This is a genomic window from Microcystis ichthyoblabe FBCC-A1114 (assembly GCF_050500245.1).
GTDB classification, from domain to species: Bacteria; Cyanobacteriota; Cyanobacteriia; order Cyanobacteriales; family Microcystaceae; genus Microcystis; species Microcystis ichthyoblabe_A.
The window spans coordinates 3,228,608-3,246,205 of the sequence record NZ_CP191408.1 but is presented as its reverse complement, the minus strand read 5'-3'; the positions used below and the strand labels follow the sequence as shown (position 1 = coordinate 3,246,205).

The 17,598-nt window shown below is 43.1% G+C and carries 21 protein-coding genes and 3 pseudogenes; 6 read left to right on the top strand and 18 right to left on the bottom strand.

The window, feature by feature from the left end:
• Positions 1-8: 8 nt before the first annotated feature.
• Positions 9-1,709: pseudogene (locus ACQY1Y_RS15700) on the top strand (CHASE2 domain-containing protein); the annotation flags it as partial.
• Positions 1,710-1,945: 236 nt separating this feature from the next.
• Here ACQY1Y_RS15700 and ACQY1Y_RS15695 read toward each other — a convergent pair.
• Positions 1,946-2,587, bottom strand: a pseudogene (locus tag ACQY1Y_RS15695) (ISAs1 family transposase); the annotation flags it as partial.
• A 224-nt stretch (positions 2,588-2,811) separates the two neighbouring features.
• On the opposite strand from ACQY1Y_RS15695, the gene ACQY1Y_RS15690 reads away from it, so the two are divergent.
• Positions 2,812-2,979, top strand: a complete 168-nt coding sequence (locus tag ACQY1Y_RS15690) for a hypothetical protein (RefSeq protein ID WP_193745192.1) — start codon at positions 2,812-2,814, stop codon at positions 2,977-2,979.
• Between the two features lie 8 nt (positions 2,980-2,987).
• A complete protein-coding gene (gene sipA, locus ACQY1Y_RS15685) occupies positions 2,988-3,200 on the top strand; it encodes a regulatory protein SipA (protein WP_002738252.1) in 213 nt (70 codons plus the stop codon).
• Between the two features lie 131 nt (positions 3,201-3,331).
• On the opposite strand, the gene ACQY1Y_RS15680 is transcribed toward sipA, so the two are convergent.
• The 5 genes from ACQY1Y_RS15680 to cobA form a co-directional block, all read right to left on the bottom strand.
• Positions 3,332-4,930, bottom strand: coding sequence for a peptide ligase PGM1-related protein (locus tag ACQY1Y_RS15680; protein WP_123229974.1), 1,599 nt, complete (start codon positions 4,928-4,930; stop codon positions 3,332-3,334).
• Positions 4,931-5,089: 159 nt separating this feature from the next.
• The gene (psaJ, locus tag ACQY1Y_RS15675) at positions 5,090-5,218 is read right to left on the bottom strand and encodes a photosystem I reaction center subunit IX (protein ID WP_002738148.1); all 129 of its coding nucleotides are present in this window, start codon (positions 5,216-5,218) and stop codon (positions 5,090-5,092) included.
• A 45-nt stretch (positions 5,219-5,263) separates the two neighbouring features.
• The gene (locus ACQY1Y_RS15670; protein ID WP_002750624.1) at positions 5,264-5,758 is read right to left on the bottom strand and encodes a photosystem I reaction center subunit III; all 495 of its coding nucleotides are present in this window, start codon (positions 5,756-5,758) and stop codon (positions 5,264-5,266) included.
• A gap of 132 nt (positions 5,759-5,890) precedes the next feature.
• Complete coding sequence (locus ACQY1Y_RS15665; protein ID WP_002748905.1) at positions 5,891-6,310, bottom strand: secondary thiamine-phosphate synthase enzyme YjbQ; 420 nt, start codon at positions 6,308-6,310, stop codon at positions 5,891-5,893.
• 10 nt (positions 6,311-6,320) lie between these two features.
• Positions 6,321-7,121 carry a uroporphyrinogen-III C-methyltransferase gene (cobA, locus tag ACQY1Y_RS15660; protein WP_430013102.1) on the bottom strand — a complete coding sequence of 267 codons (801 nt, stop codon included), beginning with the start codon at positions 7,119-7,121 and terminating at the stop codon, positions 6,321-6,323.
• Between the two features lie 256 nt (positions 7,122-7,377).
• Between cobA and ACQY1Y_RS15655 the strand changes: the two are divergent.
• Positions 7,378-7,982 (top strand): annotated as a pseudogene (locus ACQY1Y_RS15655) (helix-turn-helix domain-containing protein); the annotation flags it as partial.
• A 15-nt stretch (positions 7,983-7,997) separates the two neighbouring features.
• On the opposite strand, the gene ACQY1Y_RS15650 reads toward ACQY1Y_RS15655, so the two are convergent.
• The 6 genes from ACQY1Y_RS15650 to ACQY1Y_RS15625 all read right to left on the bottom strand — a co-directional run bounded on the left by ACQY1Y_RS15650 (position 7,998) and on the right by ACQY1Y_RS15625 (position 10,121).
• On the bottom strand, positions 7,998-8,222 hold the full coding sequence (locus tag ACQY1Y_RS15650; RefSeq protein WP_002735305.1) for a hypothetical protein: 225 nt from the start codon (positions 8,220-8,222) through the stop codon (positions 7,998-8,000).
• Positions 8,223-8,464: 242 nt separating this feature from the next.
• Complete coding sequence (locus tag ACQY1Y_RS15645) at positions 8,465-8,890, bottom strand: putative toxin-antitoxin system toxin component, PIN family (RefSeq protein WP_002750630.1); 426 nt, start codon at positions 8,888-8,890, stop codon at positions 8,465-8,467.
• A complete protein-coding gene (locus tag ACQY1Y_RS15640; protein ID WP_002750632.1) occupies positions 8,887-9,132 on the bottom strand; it encodes a ribbon-helix-helix domain-containing protein in 246 nt (81 codons plus the stop codon). Before ACQY1Y_RS15640 ends, ACQY1Y_RS15645 begins: the two co-directional genes overlap by 4 nt.
• Before the next feature lie 31 nt (positions 9,133-9,163).
• Positions 9,164-9,406 carry a hypothetical protein gene (locus ACQY1Y_RS15635; RefSeq protein WP_002737040.1) on the bottom strand — a complete coding sequence of 81 codons (243 nt, stop codon included), beginning with the start codon at positions 9,404-9,406 and terminating at the stop codon, positions 9,164-9,166.
• Positions 9,407-9,484: 78 nt separating this feature from the next.
• Complete coding sequence (locus ACQY1Y_RS15630) at positions 9,485-9,907, bottom strand: putative toxin-antitoxin system toxin component, PIN family (protein WP_002750637.1); 423 nt, start codon at positions 9,905-9,907, stop codon at positions 9,485-9,487.
• Entirely contained in the window at positions 9,897-10,121 is a 225-nt protein-coding gene (locus tag ACQY1Y_RS15625; protein WP_002748889.1) for a hypothetical protein, read from the bottom strand. Before ACQY1Y_RS15625 ends, ACQY1Y_RS15630 begins: the two co-directional genes overlap by 11 nt.
• A 107-nt stretch (positions 10,122-10,228) precedes the next feature.
• On the opposite strand from ACQY1Y_RS15625, the gene ACQY1Y_RS15620 reads away from it, so the two are divergent.
• Positions 10,229-10,591 carry a type II toxin-antitoxin system Phd/YefM family antitoxin gene (locus ACQY1Y_RS15620; protein ID WP_002750640.1) on the top strand — a complete coding sequence of 121 codons (363 nt, stop codon included), beginning with the start codon at positions 10,229-10,231 and terminating at the stop codon, positions 10,589-10,591.
• Positions 10,588-10,974 (top strand): type II toxin-antitoxin system VapC family toxin, encoded by a 387-nt coding sequence (locus ACQY1Y_RS15615; protein WP_002750641.1) that lies wholly within the window; start codon positions 10,588-10,590, stop codon positions 10,972-10,974. Before ACQY1Y_RS15620 ends, ACQY1Y_RS15615 begins: the two co-directional genes overlap by 4 nt.
• Here ACQY1Y_RS15615 and ACQY1Y_RS15610 read toward each other — a convergent pair.
• From ACQY1Y_RS15610 to ACQY1Y_RS15585, 6 genes are all read right to left on the bottom strand, one after another.
• Positions 10,942-11,064, bottom strand: coding sequence for a hypothetical protein (locus ACQY1Y_RS15610; protein WP_235194812.1), 123 nt, complete (start codon positions 11,062-11,064; stop codon positions 10,942-10,944). The two genes, ACQY1Y_RS15615 and ACQY1Y_RS15610, sit on opposite strands and share 33 nt — an antisense overlap.
• Before the next feature lie 60 nt (positions 11,065-11,124).
• Positions 11,125-11,553, bottom strand: a complete 429-nt coding sequence (locus ACQY1Y_RS15605; RefSeq protein ID WP_125731734.1) for a putative toxin-antitoxin system toxin component, PIN family — start codon at positions 11,551-11,553, stop codon at positions 11,125-11,127.
• Positions 11,553-11,792 carry a hypothetical protein gene (locus ACQY1Y_RS15600; protein WP_002750644.1) on the bottom strand — a complete coding sequence of 80 codons (240 nt, stop codon included), beginning with the start codon at positions 11,790-11,792 and terminating at the stop codon, positions 11,553-11,555. The genes ACQY1Y_RS15605 and ACQY1Y_RS15600 overlap by 1 nt, the downstream gene beginning before the upstream one ends.
• A gap of 202 nt (positions 11,793-11,994) precedes the next feature.
• Positions 11,995-12,387 (bottom strand): hypothetical protein, encoded by a 393-nt coding sequence (locus ACQY1Y_RS15595; RefSeq protein WP_103113063.1) that lies wholly within the window; start codon positions 12,385-12,387, stop codon positions 11,995-11,997.
• Between the two features lie 90 nt (positions 12,388-12,477).
• Positions 12,478-17,052 carry a glutamate synthase large subunit gene (gene gltB / locus ACQY1Y_RS15590; protein WP_430013101.1) on the bottom strand — a complete coding sequence of 1,525 codons (4,575 nt, stop codon included), beginning with the start codon at positions 17,050-17,052 and terminating at the stop codon, positions 12,478-12,480.
• 160 nt (positions 17,053-17,212) lie between these two features.
• Complete coding sequence (locus ACQY1Y_RS15585) at positions 17,213-17,494, bottom strand: DUF433 domain-containing protein (RefSeq protein WP_430013100.1); 282 nt, start codon at positions 17,492-17,494, stop codon at positions 17,213-17,215.
• Between the last annotated feature and the right edge of the window lie 104 nt (positions 17,495-17,598).

Genomic DNA, 17,598 nt, shown 5'->3' with positions numbered 1-17,598 from the left:
AAAACTTAATGATTAAACTCTTAACTCTCGAACTAGATGGCACATTCGATCGGGGATTTAAAGTAAAATTAGAAATTCGTCCCGATCTTAATTCTCGTCCCCAAACTGTGATCAAAGCAAGGCTACCAGCTAATTTAGAGTTATTAACTCTTTACCGTCAATGGCAACGTCACTATAGTGAATTAGAGGGATTTTTTAAAATCTTAAAAGATAGTAATCCCCAACAAATTACCAATAGTTCTCAGCAGAGTTTAGTTTTTAAAAACTGCCAAGAAAAAGCCAAATTATTTGAGGATAACTTAAACAAATGGTTGAATAATAGCCCAGAATTTGAACCGATCAAAACCGCAATTCTGCGCTCTGGTAATAACTTTCGTATCTGGTTACAAACCGATAATATTTGGCTGCAAAGATTCCCCTGGGAAAAATGGGAAATCCTCCAAAATACCGGCGCAGATATAGCCATTATTGTCTCGGAATACGATACCTTAACCAGACAATTAAAAAATCATGAAAAAATTCGGATTTTAGCCATTTTAGGCTATGCCACCGACTTAAGATTTCTCGAAGAAGATCGCAAAACTTTAGACGATATTGCGGGAAAAGCAGGAGCCGAAATTATCTGGGAAAAAGCCCCTCACCCGCAAAAATTAAATCAGTTATTGCGTCAAGAAACTTGGAATATTCTCTTTTTTAGCGGTCATAGTGCCAGTACAGAAGATGGCCAAGATTGCGAAATTCAACTAACAGAAACTCATAAATTAAAGATAGCTGATTTTAGCTTTTCCCTGGGAGAAGCCACTAAAAACGGGTTAAAGTTAGCGATATTTAACTCCTGTGATGGTATCGGTTTAGCACAACAACTATCACGGGAAAAAGGGATGGCATTACCCCATCTAATCTTTATGCGCGAGAAATTACCCGATCCCGTTTCTCCCAAATTTCTGCAATACTTTTTAACCGCTTTTACCAATAATAAATCTCTCTATAGCGCCGTACATGAAGCCCAAAAAAATCTGCACGATGACTGGGAAAAAGACTATCCCTGTGCCAGTTGGCTGCCCGTAGTTTGCCCCAATACCACCGAAGAACCCCCCACTTGGCATAGTTTCAGTAACTCCCCTCAAAAACAACAAAATTGGCGACAATTTGCTCTAACTTTCGGTTTAGGTTTAGCCGTAGCCATGACAGTCTTGGCAATAAGAGAAACGGGAATTTTAGAACCCTTAGAATTAAATATTTATGATCGCCTGATGCAACTAAAACCCAAAGATAAACCCGATGACAGATTATTAATTATTACCATTGATCGCCAAGATTGGGCCTATCAAGATCGCATGGGTATGAAAAGACCAACAATACCCGGAAGCGATCGAAAACGTTCCCTCGCAGGAGAAGCATTATCGCAGCTTTTAAATAAATTACTGCCCTACGAACCGCAAATTATCGCCTTAGATATCCTCCGTCCCATCGCTGCCAGTCAAGATTATCCACCCCTAGCCAAACAATTACAAAATACTCCTAATTTTATCTCGATTTGTAAGTTTAATAATTACCCGCAACCGGACGGATTTCCCCCACCCCCGGAACTGCCAAAAAATCAGAGTGGTTTTAGTAACATAGTCCCAGACGAAACCATTGCCGGAGTTCCCCGAATTCGTCGTTTTTTATATCAGGCAAAACTCGATCGCACCTCTCCCTGTCTTCCCTAGGGCTGTTTCATTTAAATTAAGTACAGCTGATTTTGAGTCAATAAATTTAACTCAAAATTCTCAAGTTTATCTTTCTCTAATCAAAAGAGTTAGTCACAATAATTAATCTTTAATACCCTGCCAATATTTATTATGAATAGATGGATAAAGCTTTTTATCAAGCCACTAAAAGCCTATCTCTCGTGAAATTCCCTGAGAGTACATCCTGTTAATTTAGCTAATTTTTCTGCTTCTTACGTCGATAAAACTATCAGTTTTTCCCAACGTTCAGCTAACCACCTCTGTCCCTCCGTTATTGAGAGAAAACCCAAACCTCTGAAAAGATTCAATCCTATGGTTGTGAGAATTGACCAATTGCTTGCCCCTTGAAAATCACTTATCTCGCTTTTATCTTCCTCAAAAATTACATCTTTTACCCAATGTAACTGATTTTCTATTTTCCAATGTCCTCGAATAATTTTAGCAAATACTTGAGCGGACGCGGTTAGGCTACTAATATAGTAAGCTGTTTCTTCATAAGTTTTATCCCCGCGACTACCCCTTCTTTCTACTTTAATAATTCGGCGCAGATTTTCAAACCCTTGTCTTTCATTTTTCCTCACTTTAAAAACTTCTATTTTTCTTGATATTTTTCGTCCATGACTATTATCTTGTTTGAGAAAGCAACTTTCTGGCTTTGAGGAATTACTCAGGTCTTGTATTCGCTGATAAAGATTTTTCTGATTTCCTTTAACCGTGATAACATAATCATTTTTACTCTTGATTATTAAGCTGATTGTTTTTTTCTGACAGTGTAAAGCATCGCCAGTAAAAACTTTATTTTGGAGAGAGCAATCCTCAATTATAGCTTGCCCTTCGTCGATTTCAGACACTTTTTATTCCTGAGTAGTGTTTTTTGTGTGTAAGCTTGTAGTCTTATGCTTTGAGGCTATTAGCCTACTTTTGTCGTTTCTTTGCTAGGTCAGGCAACACCCCAACCCAAGAACAAAGGGAGACAACGTTTTTTTACACATTTCTCTTCCCACAACTGTATCAAAAAATACAATTTAAGAAATCTTTACATTCTTCTCCCCAACTAACGATTCAGATTTTGGTTTTTTTGGTTGTACTGATAGCGATCGCCACCCTCGCCGCTAGGTCAGGCAACACCCCAACCCAAGGGAAAAATGTGACGAGAACAGCTTACACAACACCTATTCTTTGGGGAATCTATCTTGAGAATGATTTGAAATATGCTAACTTGGAAGATTATCACGATCGCATCTAGTCAGTACCATGAGTGAAATTAGCATCGGGGGAAAAGTCCGTCTGATTGCCATTCCCCCTTACCTGAAAACCGCCGATCCCATGCCTATGTTACGGCCGCCGGATCTGCTCAATATTGACGATATAGGCACGGTGATTGATCGCCGGCCGGGGGGTTATTGGGGTGTAAAATTCGATCGAGGCTCATTTCTGCTCGATAGCAAATATTTAGAGGTCATTTAAACCAGTTAAGTGCATCGCAGTCAAGACAACTTTTAACCAAGGTAAAACTATCGGTCATTGGCTGCCAGAAACTGCCTGCTTGGATGATTAAATCTCTCAGACAAAAAATTATACCCAGTAAATCAGTCTAGTTATATCCAAGTGATCGGTAATCCAGAATAATAACCTAAATTTATGGAACTAGGCTCTGTTTCCCAATCTAAAACCTGTTCCACACGCTGATAAATTGCCGCCGCTTCCTCACTAGAATTGCCGATACAAGTTAACCCTAATTTACCAAATTCTGACAGCGCACCCATGAGATGAAAAACCGTTCCCGTTTTACTGCTACTATCAAAATGTAAGTGATGTTTAGCAATAATATCCATTAAATCATCGGGAAGTAAACCTTTGTATTGGGGTTTGTGGAGATTATCGGAGGCAATATAATACTTTTCTTGGTGAGGTTGACTGAAAAATAATCCAGTTTCTCGATCATATTTACCATTAGTTAAAAGTTTCAAAGTCATAAAAGGATGGGTGGTTCCTCCTTTTCGCAGATTAATTTCGATCGCCTGTAGATCCCAGACTAAAGTTTCTGGATTTTTAACAGCGACGAAATCAACTCCATAGCGTTCAATTGCTCCCTTGGCTGCCAGAATTTCCCCTATTTTTAGACCTAATTCCTGTAATTGCAGGCGATAATTTTCATCAGCGGGAAAATGGCAACCTAGATAAATTTGACCATCGGGACCCCCTAAAATTTGATCGTGAGTGGAAAGAATCTTCACTTCTCCCGTGGGTGTAATATAACCTTGCACACTCGGCGATCGCTTTTCTTCTCCTTCAATAAAAGCTTCGACAATTGCCCCTAATTCAGCAATTCTGCCAGAAAAACTGTCCCAATTTTCATCCCTTGCTTGAAAACTCATCTTGTCTAATAGTTTAGCCAAGAGATTCATTTTCTCGCTTAAATCTAGGCTGTTACTATCAACAATTTCCCCTAAAGGACGTAAATCTAAAACTGCATTTCCTTCTCCCGATAACCCCTCATTTAACTTCACTACCATGCGTTTTAGTTGCGGTTGACGGGACCACAAACTAGCGGCTTCGTATAACAAATCTTTGACCGTATTTACCTGTAAACTACCGTCAGGATGGGGAATATTGCCTTGACCAAAAATCTCGCGACTGCCACTTTTAGAACCCCAATACAATAAATCTGGACTACAGGCAAATAAAGGAATATCTAATTGTAAAGACAATTCTCGCTCTAAATTAGTAGAATTAAAACAAACCATATAGGCCCGATCTCGACGCAACGCTTGCCGGATTCTTGCTACTAAGCGCGGTCTGTCCAGAATTTTTTGGGTTAAAGGTTGAAAAGAGTTATCGTGAGTTGTCAGTAATAACAGACGATTATTAGCATGGGAAAAAGGAATCCCAGGCAACAATTGCAGGTAATAATCAATCACCATCCGCGAAAGTGGCTGCGCTGTTACATAGATTAAACGAGTTTTCGGGTGTCGCAATCGAATCAGAGAAAATAATAATCTTTCTTCGTAATGTAAAAACCCCGCCACTTTTTGACCGACTCTCTGATCGATACTAAAAGAAGGGATAACTAGGATATCATAATCGCATTCATCCGATTCGAGAACGTTTTCTCCCTGCCAAATCTCTTTTAATTTTTCTTGTAATTCTTGATACCGCAGCCGCTTTTCTAGCATCAAATCTCTATCTAACAGCATGGTTTGTCCCACCTCTGGGGTTGCAGATACCTGTATCTTATCGATTTTGAGAGCCTGTCGTCTCCAGTGTCTTTCTTTTCTTAATATTCCCCTGTGATCATTGCCATTAAAAAGGGATACAGTGGACTCTGTATCCCTTTTAATCACCTGAGATTGGCTTTAACCTAGCGGGTGGAATAAGAGATCGGGATAAAAGCGATTGAATTCGATTAAAATCCCGGCAGTGAAAGTCAGCAGCGCCATAATTAACACGGGTGCGGACGAGAGAAATTTAGTAAGTCCTTCCATCTGAGTTCTCCTAGGGAATAAAAAGTCAAGGGTTTGACACAAAAATTAACGAGGGGAAACGGTAATTTCCGAATCCTTAACGGTTAATTTACCGGAAGTGGCTTCTTGTAAAGCCGCCAAAGGCCAGAGAAAACCCGTTAACATTTTGCTGAGAGCGAGGGGAACATCGATGATGATTTCCTTCATTTCGGCATCTTTGTCGTCGCGCACGGCGATTAAATAGGCCCGACCAACCCAACCGATCCAACCGGTAATGTACAGGAATAGGATGCTAGGGATAAAGAAATCGCCCATGTGGTCCCAACGACCATCAACAATTAGGTGGGGATAGCCTTCCGGTCCACAGAGAGCTTGGGAGTAGATTTGAGCGCGTTTGGCTCCCGATTCGGGGTCGGGAGTGGTGTTGCGGAAACTCTTCGCTTTTTGTAGGAAAGCGGGATTTTCGCTACAAGGGGTCAGATTGGACAAATCAGCCGACGCTGGAGCGGCAAAGGTGAACCAGAGGGATAGCACCAGGGCCAGAGCGAACAATTTTCGCATAAATTGTTTCCTTTTGTTACGAAATATGAAGTTCTTTGTTCAAAAAGCGAACAATTTGATCGTACACGGAAAAAATCTTACTCCGATGAGGGGTACGAGTAAAGTTTCTATTACAAAACTATACGCAAAGCTTCAGATCCCGGTGATATGAACCACCACTTGTCTTTGGTGACGACTCTGACGATGTTCCCAGAGATAGATACCTTGCCAGATGCCTAAAACTAATTTACCCCTAGCGATCGGGATTTGTTCCGATGTCCGGGTTAGGACTGAGCGAATGTGAGCGGGCATATCGTCTGGCCCTTCGGTAGAGTGATAGTAGAGACTGCTATCTTCCGGGACTAACTTGGCGAAGAAATTGGCCAAATCTGTGAGAACATCGGGATCGGCATTTTCTTGGATCAGCAAGGAAGCGGAGGTGTGACAGACAAATAGACTGCATAATCCCGTCGTTATGCCCGATTCAGCCACGATCGCTTCTATGGGAGCAGTGAGACGATGGAAATTCTTGGGACTGGTGGTAATCGTCAGGGATTTTTGATATTGACGCATGGCAACCGAATCAGGGAGAAATGGGGGTGGGGGGGATTGTCCTGGAGAGCAAAGGTTGTCCCGCTTGCAAGAGATCGTTAAGGTCGACCACTGCCCCGATAACAGCGATCGCTGGGGCTTCAAAGCCGGTGGCTTCGATCTGGTCCATAATCGTGCTGAAAGTACCGATTAATTGCTGTTGTTGCGGTGTTGTTCCCCAGCGAATCAGGGCGATTGGTGTTTCTGGACTTCTGCCCGCCTTGGTTAACTCGCCGATAATATGGGGTAAATTATGCACACCCATGTAAACGACAATTGTTTCTGCACCATGGGCGATCGCTGACCAGTTAACCTGGGGACGATATTTACCCGCCATCTCGTGGCCGGTGACGAAGGTAACGGAGGAACTATAATCGCGATGGGTGAGGGGAATACCGGCGTAGGCAGGCACGGCAATTCCTGAAGTGATCCCCGGCACGATCTCGACGCTAATTCCGGCGGTGATCAGATCGAGCATTTCTTCACCCCCGCGACCAAAAACAAAGGGATCACCTCCCTTGAGACGAACAACCACGGCATTAGTCTGGGCCTTTTGGATCAGTAAATCGGTGATTTCCTCCTGTACCAGAGAATGACGACCGCGACGCTTACCCCCATGGATTTGTTCGGCCTTGGGGTTAATCATGGCTAGAATCGAGGGGCTGACTAGGGCATCATAGAGGACAACATCGGCATTTTCTAAGAGAACTTTCGCTTTTAAGGTCAACAAACCGGGATCCCCGTGACCCGCACCGACGAGATAGACCTTACCGCAACTTTCTGATTGATTCATAGATACTGGGGAGAAAATTCTTGCTTCGATCGAATGCGCTTGATCCCTACTTTATTGTGACTGGGGCAAAATTTGGTATTCTTAGCTACAGTCACTCGGCGATCATGCGCTTTCTTCATGAAGAATTATGATCTTAACATTACTTAACCTTTAATCTAGCGATCACTCTGATCCTAAATCTTGTCTATAGAAATTCTTGGAGCTATGAGGTACAATAGAAAGCAAATAGACAAATAATAGAACTCGCCAGCTTCCTATGAGACCCTATTCTGTAGATTTTCGCCAAAAAATTATCGATGTCTGGAAGAAAGAAAAAATTTCCATTCGAGGACTAGCCCAGAGATTTGACGTGGCTAAAAGCTTTATTCAGAAGTTATTGAAGCAATATAAAGAAACAGGAGATATCCGTCCTCGTCCGCAAGGGGGAAGTCCGCCAACCAAGTTAAATAGTGAACAACTGATAATTTTAATAGAAATCATCGAAGCTAACAATGATGCAACTCTCGAAGAATTATCAGAATTACTGTATGAAAAGACACAGGTGAAAGTCAGTAGAGCCACCCTAGGACGGCTGACGCAAAAACTCAATTACAGTTTCAAAAAAAAACACTACACGCGGCGGAAAAAGAAAGTGACAGGGTATAGCAAAAAAGAGTAGAGTACTGGTTCCAAGTTCGGAAAATTGAGGCATCAAAACTAATTTTTATCGATGAATCGGGGGTAAATTTAGCCCTTTTGAGACTCTATGCTAGAGCCTTAATTGCCCAAAGAGATCGAGAAATAAAACCACAAAAAAGAGGAAGAAATATTTCAATAATTAGTGCTATAAGCTTAGAAAAAGTTGTCGCATTAGTCAATATATAAACGAAATAATATTCAAGGCTCATTTAATAGAGATTCTAGGATTTCGGGTGTTAATCCTCTAGCTTCGGATCGATTGCTAATTTCGTCCATCAGCTTACCAAGAAAGTCCCTATCGTCTTTACTCGGCTTTCTCATCAACAGATCAATAAAAATCCGAACACGCTCTTTTTCTTCAGAGGATGCGGATTGATCGGCTGCCGCTGTTTTGGGACTGACTTCGATCAAAATTTTGCTCATATTATTAAGGCTCATTCTTGCTATGCTTCGGGGGGTTGTTTGACTAATTCGAGTGCTTGTTCATTGCTTAAGGTTAAGTTCCGCATAGTCCATTTTTAATTTAATTATAACCAGCTAATTATGTCTTAATCAATATCAATTTAATATCCTTGCCATCACACCAGAACCTACGGAGGAGCTGATTACCCTTCCTTTTTATCATAAAGACTCCTTCGATCGAGTATCGCGGGATCAACAGGATTTCAAGATTCTTCATCCGCAACGGGATCGATCACGAGTGCTTTAAATTCTGAGGCAGAAATTATAGTTGTCGATCCTAAATTATCTACTTCTTCAAAGTCTTTATCACCTGTGATCAAAAAGTCAGCATCACTTGTCATCACACAAGCTAGAAATTTAGCATCCGATCGATCTCTAGGGAAATCAACGGTGCTGTGAACATCAATTAATCTAGGAACTGTATCGAAAATCCTATACCATTCTCTTATCACTCCTTCCGACAGCTTAAACTTAGGACGGCTGACAACATCTTTATATTCAGTTAAAATAGCTTCGGAAACAATCCATTCGATTTTATTAGACTCGATCACGAATTGTATAACCGTTCTCGGCAACCTTCCTTTTAAAATTGCCGAAACTAGAATATTCGTATCGATCACGACTTTCATTCGCCTCTCCGATAGGCTTCAATTTCTGCGGCGATATCTTCTTCGGTAATATCCTGAACGCCGGGTAAGGATTGAGTTTTATCAAAGAGTTCTTTAACTTTTTGGCTTAAAGTCTGACGGTTTTGTTTGTCCGCTAAATTTAACAAAGCGTCTTTTAATAAATCTTCAACGCTGTTATAGTTTCCTGTCGCTAATTGAGAGTTAATTAATTGTTCTAATTCGGGATTTAAGGTAATATTCATGGTAAAATACACTCTGTAAATTCGGTGGATATTATGATGGTTCGTGAACGATTTCATCGATAAATTCTTCTTTTTCTTCTTCCGTCATGGTATCCCAATCATAGCCGCGTTCTTTGGCTACGATTCGAGCTTTGTCAATGGCGTAGTTAGACAAGGATTCCCATCGGTCCGACTGACTGAGGATGAGAATTTTATAAACTTCCTGTTTCTGGTCTTCGGGGAGTTGTTTGACTAATTCGATCACTTGTTCGTTGCTTAAGGTTAAGTTCGGCATAGGTCGCTTCTAGACACCAGCATGATTAATCAGTTTAACACGAGTCTCTAGCCGGCTCGTGGGTGGGGGGACTGATCGCTAACGGGAAAAGTCATGATCTAGAAATTCTTGAATCGTTAAAATTGGGATTTCTCGAAATGGATTTAAAACTAATAGATCAGAATCGCCGCTTACAATACAGGTAGCTTGACCATCGATCGCTAGTTCTAAATACTGATTATTTTTCTCATCTCTGCAAACCTTGATTTTCTCTCGAATCACGACAATTTCCTCGGTTCTTTCTATCGCCGTTATAAATAGCCGCCTTTTTGCTGAGGAGGCATATCTATCGAATTTGGCACGATTGAAAACAGTGATCAATTCTAACAAAGTAGATTCGGACATTAAAAGCTTGCCGATATTTTGGGCTTTGTCTAATGCCTGACGAGCTTTGCCGTTTTTCGACAGAAGCGCGCTTACTAAAACGTTGGTATCGAGAATAAAAGAATATTCAAGGCTCATTTAGTAAAGATTCTAAAATTTCGGGGGTTAATCCTCTAGCTTCCGCCTCATCACTAATTTCGTCCATTAGTTTTCTCAAGAAATCGATATCGCTGTTAACTGGCTTTCTAATTAGCAAATCGACAAGAACCCGGACGCGTTCTTGTTCCTCCGGGGATGCGGATTGATAGACTTCTGCCGCTTCGGGACTGACTTCGATCGAAATTTTGCTCATAGTATTAAGGCTCATTCTTGCTGTGCTTTGGGGAGTTGTTTGAATAAGTCGATAACTTGTTCGTTGCTTAAGGTTAAGTTCGGCATAGGTCAATTCTAGACACCAGCATGATTAATCAGTTTAACACCGGTCCTCAATGGAGAAGGTTTTCGGTTCGCCTACACCTTCCGGGCTTCGATCGGTTAGAATCGAGAAATTATCGGCCTAGAAAGTCCTTTCATCTTCGCGCTTGCCGTAAAATTATGATTGTCTCTCTCCAAGAAGCTCAAGCCAAACTGCCCGAACTGATATACAATCTCAAACCGGGAGAAGAATTGTTGATTACCGATAATAATCTCCCACTAGCCAAATTAATCGGGCAAACCCCCACATCTCCCCAACGTCCGGGGCCTGGCCTATGTAAAGGAATGATTACCATCGTGGCCGATGATGAAGAACACTTACAAGACTTTGCGGAGTATCTGCATTGAAATGTCTAATCGATACCCATACTCTGCTTTGGTACACACTCAACGAATCCCCACTAAGTAGCGCCGCCCATCAACTAATTATTAACCAAAATAACGAAATATTAATCAGCCCAGCATCCTATTGGGAAATCGCCATCAAAATCAGTATCGGTAAACTCATTTTACATCAATCTTACAAAGATTTTATCGACGTATGCCTTAATCAATATCAATTTAATATCCTTGCCATCACACCAGAACATACGGATGCGCTGATCACCCTTCCTTTTTATCATAAAGACCCCTTTGATCGCCTTCTGGTAGCTCAAGCCATTGTTGAAAATATTCCGATTATTAGTGTAGATACTATTTTAGATCGGTACGGTATTCAACGTCTTTGGTAGGGCGATCGTTTTTCTCAACCTATCGGAAAACTCGACACTATAACCCGTTTCTAATCCCTCGATTTGATGTTTTTCTACCAATGTCCCCACGTCTCCTGCGGATAATCTTGCTTCGCGAATATCTTTTAATAAAATCCCATTGAGTAAAGTTCATAATTCATGGTTATTATTTCGATCTAAAAAGTCCAAAAAGTCTTTTGCTTTCACGATCTGAATATTTTGATATTCAACCAGTGAAAGAAGATGTTTGTCCCCCGTGATAATATGGGTCGCATTGCCAACAATCGCACATTCTATGATCATATCGTCATCGGGATCATTGGGAACGGCTCTAAGTGTTCCACCTATAGAAACAATGCTAGAAGCATCACAAATTTCCTCAATGTATTTTCTAACTCGTTCTTCAGGAAATTTGATTTTTAGTAGAAGTTTTTCGGATAATTCGCCTAAAATCTCTGGACAAGTGACCGATCGAATCAGTTTGCTTTGGGCTAGGGAAAAACAACTATTCGGGCTACCGCCTTTAGAAAGCGCAGCAGATATGAGAATATTTGTGTCGAAGACAACAGTATAAATCACTACTTCTCATGAACGATTTCATCGATAAATTCTTCTCTTTCGTCTTCCGTCATGGTATCCCAATCGTAGCCGCGTTCTGCTGCGACGATTTTTGCCTGTTGGCTTCCGTAATCGGTTATAGCTTCCATATTTCCCCACTGACGCTGGATGAGGAATCTAAATAGTTCCTGTTGCTGTGCTTCGGGGAGTTGTTTGACTAATTCGATTACTTGTTCGTTGCTTAAGGTTAAGTTTGGCATAGGTCGCTTCTAGACACCAGCATGATTAATCAGTTTAACACGAGTCCTTAGCGGGGTGGGGAAACGGAGGGAATTTTCGTCCATGGTGACAACAGTAATCGTTTTTCCCAACCTATCGGAAAACTCGACACTATAACCCGTTTCTAATCCCTCGACTGGATACTTTTAATATCCCGACCTCTAGATAAATCTCTTTTTGTTTCTAATTGCAACCTAATGTGAATACATAACCAGAACTGTTAATTAGTCGTCCATTACTAACTACAAAAGATTGTTCCCATTTACTATTAGGCGCACTACGAGTTACGCCCGCAATAGTTGTATCTGTTACTCTTTCCCAAATTGCATTAGAAGATATTTTCCAAGCTCCTCGCCATACTATTACGCTTGTAGGATTATTGTTGAACTGGAATTGTTCAAAGGTACCATTAGAATTAAACCTACGTTGTACAGTTCCACTAGAAAAAGAACTTTTCCAGCAAGTACCCGCAATATCAGAATTATTTAAAGCGATTAATTGTTCATTATCAAAAGCTCCAGCCGAACCAGAGAAACTAACAATGAAAACACTGGCATAACCAATAAACTTTTTCATCATACACCTCTATAGACAGATGGTTAGTATTTACTGTAGATTCTAGATCATCAATTAAAAAAAGGGGCTTATTCAGCCCCCCATAAAACCCTAACTACCGCCAATCCTTGCCACATCACGGGCGTTGGCTTCAAAAGCGGCATCGAGGGCAGAATCGCCGGTTAAACCAGAATCTAACGCCTCTTTAATACACTGCAACATCCGCTTATAATCCTTGGGCATTACTTTAACAAACTTGGGCAACATTTCCGACCAATTTGCTAAAACTAGGGACGCTTTTTGACTTTGGGTGTAATCAGCATGGCGTTGAATTAACTCGCGTAAATCGTCGATTTCTTCCCCTTCTAGCGCCTCTAAAGCTACCATTTGGGTATTGCAACGAGTGGCGAAATCCCCCGACTCATCGAGGACGTAGGCGACACCACCACTCATTCCGGCGGCGAAATTGCGACCGGTAGGCCCTAAAACAACGACTTTACCCCCAGTCATATACTCACAGGCATGGTCGCCAACGGACTCAACCACCGTAGTCACCCCAGAGTTACGCACCCCAAAACGTTCCCCAGCAACCCCAGAAATATACACCTCACCACTGGTTGCACCGTATAAAGCCACATTACCGATGATAATATTCTCCTCGGCCACAAAAGTGGAACCTTTGGGCGGATAAACGATGATTTTGCCACCGCTTAAACCCTTACCCACATAATCATTAGCATCCCCTTCTAACTCCAGTGTCACCCCTTTGGGAACAAAAGCACCGAAACTCTGCCCCGCGCTGCCCTGAAAATGGAGATGTACGGTATCTTCGGGTAAACCCTCCCAGTGACGTTTAGTGATTTCGTTGCCTAAAATCGTCCCCACCACGCGGTTAATATTTTTAATCGGTAGTGTCGCCTTGACTTTTTCGCCTTTTTCAATGGCATCTTTGCATAAATCCACTAAAACGGTTATATCCAAGGACTTATCTAAACCGTGGTCCTGGGGAATCTGACAATAGCGTCCTACCTCTGCATCTACCTCCGGTTGATAGAGAATCGGAGTTAGGTCAATTCCTTTCGCTTTCCAATGTTCTACAGCCTGTTTCGGCTCTAATACATCAGTTCGCCCCACCATTTCATTTAAGGTGCGGAATCCCAATTCGGCCATAATTTCCCGCACTTCCTGGGCGATAAATTTCATGAAATTCACCGTATATTCAGGATCCCCGATGAAATTCTTCCGTAATAACGGATCCTGGGTCGCTACCCCCGCCGGACAGGTATTAAGATGACAAACCCGCATCATAATACAGCCTAACGTTACCAGTGGCGCGGTCGAAAAACCGAATTCTTCGGCCCCCAATAGCGTCGCCACCACCACATCGCGGCCGGTTTTCATCTGGCCATCGGTTTCCACCGCAATGCGACTGCGAAGATTATTTAACACCAATGTTTGATGGGTTTCTGCTAGTCCCAACTCCCAGGGTAAACCCGCGTGTTTAATCGAGGTTTGGGGTGAGGCACCGGTCCCACCATCGAAACCAGAGATTAAAACCACGTCGGCGTGAGCTTTAGCGACTCCGGCGGCGATTGTGCCAACTCCCACCTCAGAAACCAGTTTTACGCTCACTCTGGCCGCACGATTGGCATTTTTTAGGTCATGAATCAACTCCGCGAGGTCTTCAATGGAGTAGATATCGTGGTGGGGTGGGGGAGAGATTAAACCGACTCCGGGGGTGGAGTGACGGACTTTGGCAATCCAAGGATAGACTTTTTTACCCGGTAATTGACCGCCTTCGCCCGGTTTTGCCCCCTGGGCCATTTTTATCTGCAATTCTCGCGCTTGGGAGAGGTAAAGACTGGTGACACCAAAACGGCCGGAAGCTACCTGTTTAATGGCACTATTTTTCGAGTCTCCCTGTTCATTTGTCCAAGTGTAGCGCTCGGAATCTTCGCCGCCTTCCCCGGTGTTCGACTTGCCACCGATACGATTCATGGCAATAGCGAGGGATTCGTGGGCCTCTTTGGAAATGGACCCGTAACTCATGGCCCCGGTTTTAAAGCGTTTCATAATCGCTTCAATCGGTTCCACCTCTTCGATGGGGATACTTTCCCGGTTTTTAAAGGTTAATAGTCCCCGCAGGGTGAAGAATTTTTGATTCTGTTGGTTGACCAGTTGGGAATATTTCTTAAAGAGGTCGTATTTGCCCAATTTTACCGCTTGTTGCAGGGTATGAATGGTTTCTGGGCTAAAAAGATGGGCTTCCCCGTCCTTACGCCATTGATATTCACCGCCAATATCGAGGGTATGCACATTAACATCCCGGTCGGGGAAAGCGTGGCCATGTCTGAGTAGGGATTCTTTGGCAATAATTTCTAAATCGGCCCCTTCAATGCGGGAAGCTGTCCAAGTAAAATAGCGATCGACTACCGATCGATTTAAGCCGATAGCCTCGAATATTTGCGCCCCACGGTAGCTTTGCAGGGTAGAAATGCCAATTTTAGAGGCCACTTTAATTACGCCCTTGGTGGCGGCTTTTATGTAGTTTTTACAGGCACTCTGGTGGTCAACTCCTACCAATAAACCTTCCTCGATCATACTGCCGAGGGTGGCAAAGGCTAGATAGGGATTAATCGCACCGCAACCATAACCGAGTAAAAGGGCGTAGTGATGCACTTCCCGGGGTTCGCCGGATTCCAGGACAAGGCCGACTCTGGTGCGGGTTCCCTGCCGGATGAGGTGGTGGTGTAAACCGGCAACCGCCAGCAGTGAGGGAATCGGGGCGTGATTTTTATCGATACCTCGATCGCTTAAAATAATAATGCTCGCGCCCGCTAAAATTGCCTCGTCCACCTCTTGACAAATTGCCTCAATTGTGCAACGCATTCCCTCGACTCCCGAAGTGGGATCGAAGAGAATGGGAATAGTCACGGTTTTAAATTCGCTATTGCCCTGTAAACGCGCTAATTGGGCGTTAGTGAGGATGGGAGAGTTAAGTTTAATCAGGTGACAGCTTTCCGGCTGCGGATCCAAAAGATTTCTCTCCGCACCGATAGTGGTGATGGGAGAGGTGATAATTTCTTCGCGAATCGAGTCAATCGGGGGGTTAGTGACTTGGGCGAATAACTGCTGAAAGTAATCATAAAGCAGTTTTGGCCGATCGGACAAGACGGCTAGGGGTGTATCGGAACCCATGGAACCCACTGCTTCCACTCCATCCCGGCCCATGGGGGCTAATAAAAGACGTAATTCTTCAAAAGTGTAGCCGAAAGCGGTTTGCTGTTGAATTAGGGAAACAGCAGTTTCCGGTGGAGCAGTTTCAACGGCCGGTAAATCGTCTAAATTGACTAAATTTTCGTTTAACCACTGACGATAGGGTTTGGCTTTGGCAATACCTTCTTTTATCTCCTCATCGGCCACGATACGACCTTCTTTCATATCCACAAGGAACATCCGGCCGGGTTGCAGACGACCTTTAAAAGCGACGCGTTCCGGTTCAATGGGTAAAACTCCCGCTTCCGATGCCATAATTACTAGGTCATCTTTGGTGACGTAGTAACGGGAAGGACGCAAACCATTGCGGTCTAACACTGCTCCCATCATCGTACCATCGGTAAAAGCGATCGAGGCCGGACCATCCCAGGGTTCCATCAAACAGGAATGGTATTCATAGAAAGCTTTTTTCTCATCACTCATCGATTCGTGGGCTGCCCAGGGTTCAGGAATCATCATCATGACAGCGTGAGGAAGAGAACGCCCCGATAAAACCATTAATTCTAGGGCATTATCAAAAATTAAGGAGTCACTACCTTCGATATTAATGACCGGCTGGATTTTTTTGATGTCTTCCCCGAACAAGGGTGAGGCAAACATCGACTGACGGGCGTGCATCCAGTTAATATTACCTCGCAGGGTATTAATTTCGCCATTGTGGGCAATATAACGGTAAGGGTGGGCGCGTTCCCAACTGGGGAAGGTATTGGTACTAAAACGGGAATGGACTAATCCTAAAGCACTTTGAAAGTCGGGGTCGTGTAAATCAGGAAAATAGTCACCCACCTGTACCGGCATTAATTGCCCTTTATAGACAATGGTACGACTAGAAATACTGCAAGGATACCAGTAACGATTAAAAGATTGACGACTGAGGTGGGAACGTTTGCGAATAACGTATAATTTGCGTTCAAAGGCCAGATCATCGCTTAAATTGGCATCGCGTTCGATGAAAACCTGTTCGATAAAGGGTTCGGTAGATTTGGCCGAATTGCCTAAACTGGAGTTATCCGTGGGAACATCACGCCAACCGAGAACTTTTAACCCCTCTTCGGCGGCGATTTTCTCGAATTCCTGCCGACCTTTCCCGCGAATTTCGGCATCAGGGGCCGTGTAAAGCATTCCTACCCCGTATTGTCCGGCTGCTGGTAAGGTAAAACCTAGATTGCTGGTCACTTTCCGGAAAAATAGGTCAGGGATTTGGCATAAAATACCCGCCCCATCTCCGGTATTTTTTTCCGCACCGCACGCGCCACGGTGATCGAGGTTTAGTAGAATTGTTAAGGCCTGTTCAACAATATCGTGGGACTTTTTCCCCGTTTTATGAACGATAAAACCGACACCACAAGCATCATGTTCAAATTGGGGATCGTATAGTCCTTGTTTCCGTGGAGTTTGATTGTTATTCATCTTGTCTAATAGCCTAGCAGTCTGGAAGGGAATGGCCTAGAGGGTGAGCCAGAGTAGCGATTCTAGGTATATCAATTTTGTATCCAGACTGGACCTTCGGTCTTATATCTTAAGGAAATGTTTCGATGTGACAAGGGTTCCTTTATGCCGAAGAGATTATTCACGAATTTTTTAGCAGCGGATCGATTAAGTCGTCGGGAACGCGGTTATGCTCGATATAAGCGTTAATTTCCTCTAGATGGTCACTGTAATAGGTCAACGCACTGAAAATCTGACTTAACGTCAGATGGGGCATTCCTAGGGGGATTTCTTCGGGAGCGACCCCCATACGCCAAGTTTCGACGATGGCGCGGACGGGTGTACGCGTTCCTTTGATAATTGGTTCCCCGTGTAAGATCTCGTCGTCTCGAACGATATAGAGATATTCGGTCGCTTGAACCATCGCGGTTTTCTGGAGTGGATATCGTTTAGTTTATCGTATCGATCGAATAACTGTAACTGTACCGTGACTTGATTAGCTGACCGAGGGTCTGAACATGGCTCTTT

What these genes read in the sequence shown, in the direction of transcription:
- sipA (WP_002738252.1), top strand. Translation starts at nt 2,988, where the DNA reads ATGAGTGAAATTAGCATCGGGGGAAAAGTCCGTCTGATTGCCATTCCC.
- ACQY1Y_RS15680 (WP_123229974.1), bottom strand. Translation starts at nt 4,930, where the DNA reads ATGCTGTTAGATAGAGATTTGATGCTAGAAAAGCGGCTGCGGTATCAA.
- psaJ (WP_002738148.1), bottom strand. Translation starts at nt 5,218, where the DNA reads ATGGAAGGACTTACTAAATTTCTCTCGTCCGCACCCGTGTTAATTATG.
- ACQY1Y_RS15670 (WP_002750624.1), bottom strand. Translation starts at nt 5,758, where the DNA reads ATGCGAAAATTGTTCGCTCTGGCCCTGGTGCTATCCCTCTGGTTCACC.
- ACQY1Y_RS15665 (WP_002748905.1), bottom strand. Translation starts at nt 6,310, where the DNA reads ATGCGTCAATATCAAAAATCCCTGACGATTACCACCAGTCCCAAGAAT.
- cobA (WP_430013102.1), bottom strand. Translation starts at nt 7,121, where the DNA reads ATGAATCAATCAGAAAGTTGCGGTAAGGTCTATCTCGTCGGTGCGGGT.
- ACQY1Y_RS15650 (WP_002735305.1), bottom strand. Translation starts at nt 8,222, where the DNA reads ATGAGCAAAATTTTGATCGAAGTCAGTCCCAAAACAGCGGCAGCCGAT.
- ACQY1Y_RS15645 (WP_002750630.1), bottom strand. Translation starts at nt 8,890, where the DNA reads ATGAAAGTCGTGATCGATACGAATATTCTAGTTTCGGCAATTTTAAAA.
- ACQY1Y_RS15640 (WP_002750632.1), bottom strand. Translation starts at nt 9,132, where the DNA reads ATGAATATTACCTTAAATCCCGAATTAGAACAATTAATTAACTCTCAA.
- ACQY1Y_RS15635 (WP_002737040.1), bottom strand. Translation starts at nt 9,406, where the DNA reads ATGCCGAACTTAACCTTAAGCAACGAACAAGTGATCGAATTAGTCAAA.
- ACQY1Y_RS15630 (WP_002750637.1), bottom strand. Translation starts at nt 9,907, where the DNA reads ATGAGCCTTGAATATTCTTTTATTCTCGATACCAACGTTTTAGTAAGC.
- ACQY1Y_RS15625 (WP_002748889.1), bottom strand. Translation starts at nt 10,121, where the DNA reads ATGAGCAAAATTTCGATCGAAGTCAGTCCCGAAGCGGCAGAAGTCTAT.
- ACQY1Y_RS15620 (WP_002750640.1), top strand. Translation starts at nt 10,229, where the DNA reads ATGATTAATCAGTTTAACACCGGTCCTCAATGGAGAAGGTTTTCGGTT.
- ACQY1Y_RS15600 (WP_002750644.1), bottom strand. Translation starts at nt 11,792, where the DNA reads ATGCCAAACTTAACCTTAAGCAACGAACAAGTAATCGAATTAGTCAAA.
- ACQY1Y_RS15595 (WP_103113063.1), bottom strand. Translation starts at nt 12,387, where the DNA reads ATGAAAAAGTTTATTGGTTATGCCAGTGTTTTCATTGTTAGTTTCTCT.
- gltB (WP_430013101.1), bottom strand. Translation starts at nt 17,052, where the DNA reads ATGAATAACAATCAAACTCCACGGAAACAAGGACTATACGATCCCCAA.
- ACQY1Y_RS15585 (WP_430013100.1), bottom strand. Translation starts at nt 17,494, where the DNA reads ATGGTTCAAGCGACCGAATATCTCTATATCGTTCGAGACGACGAGATC.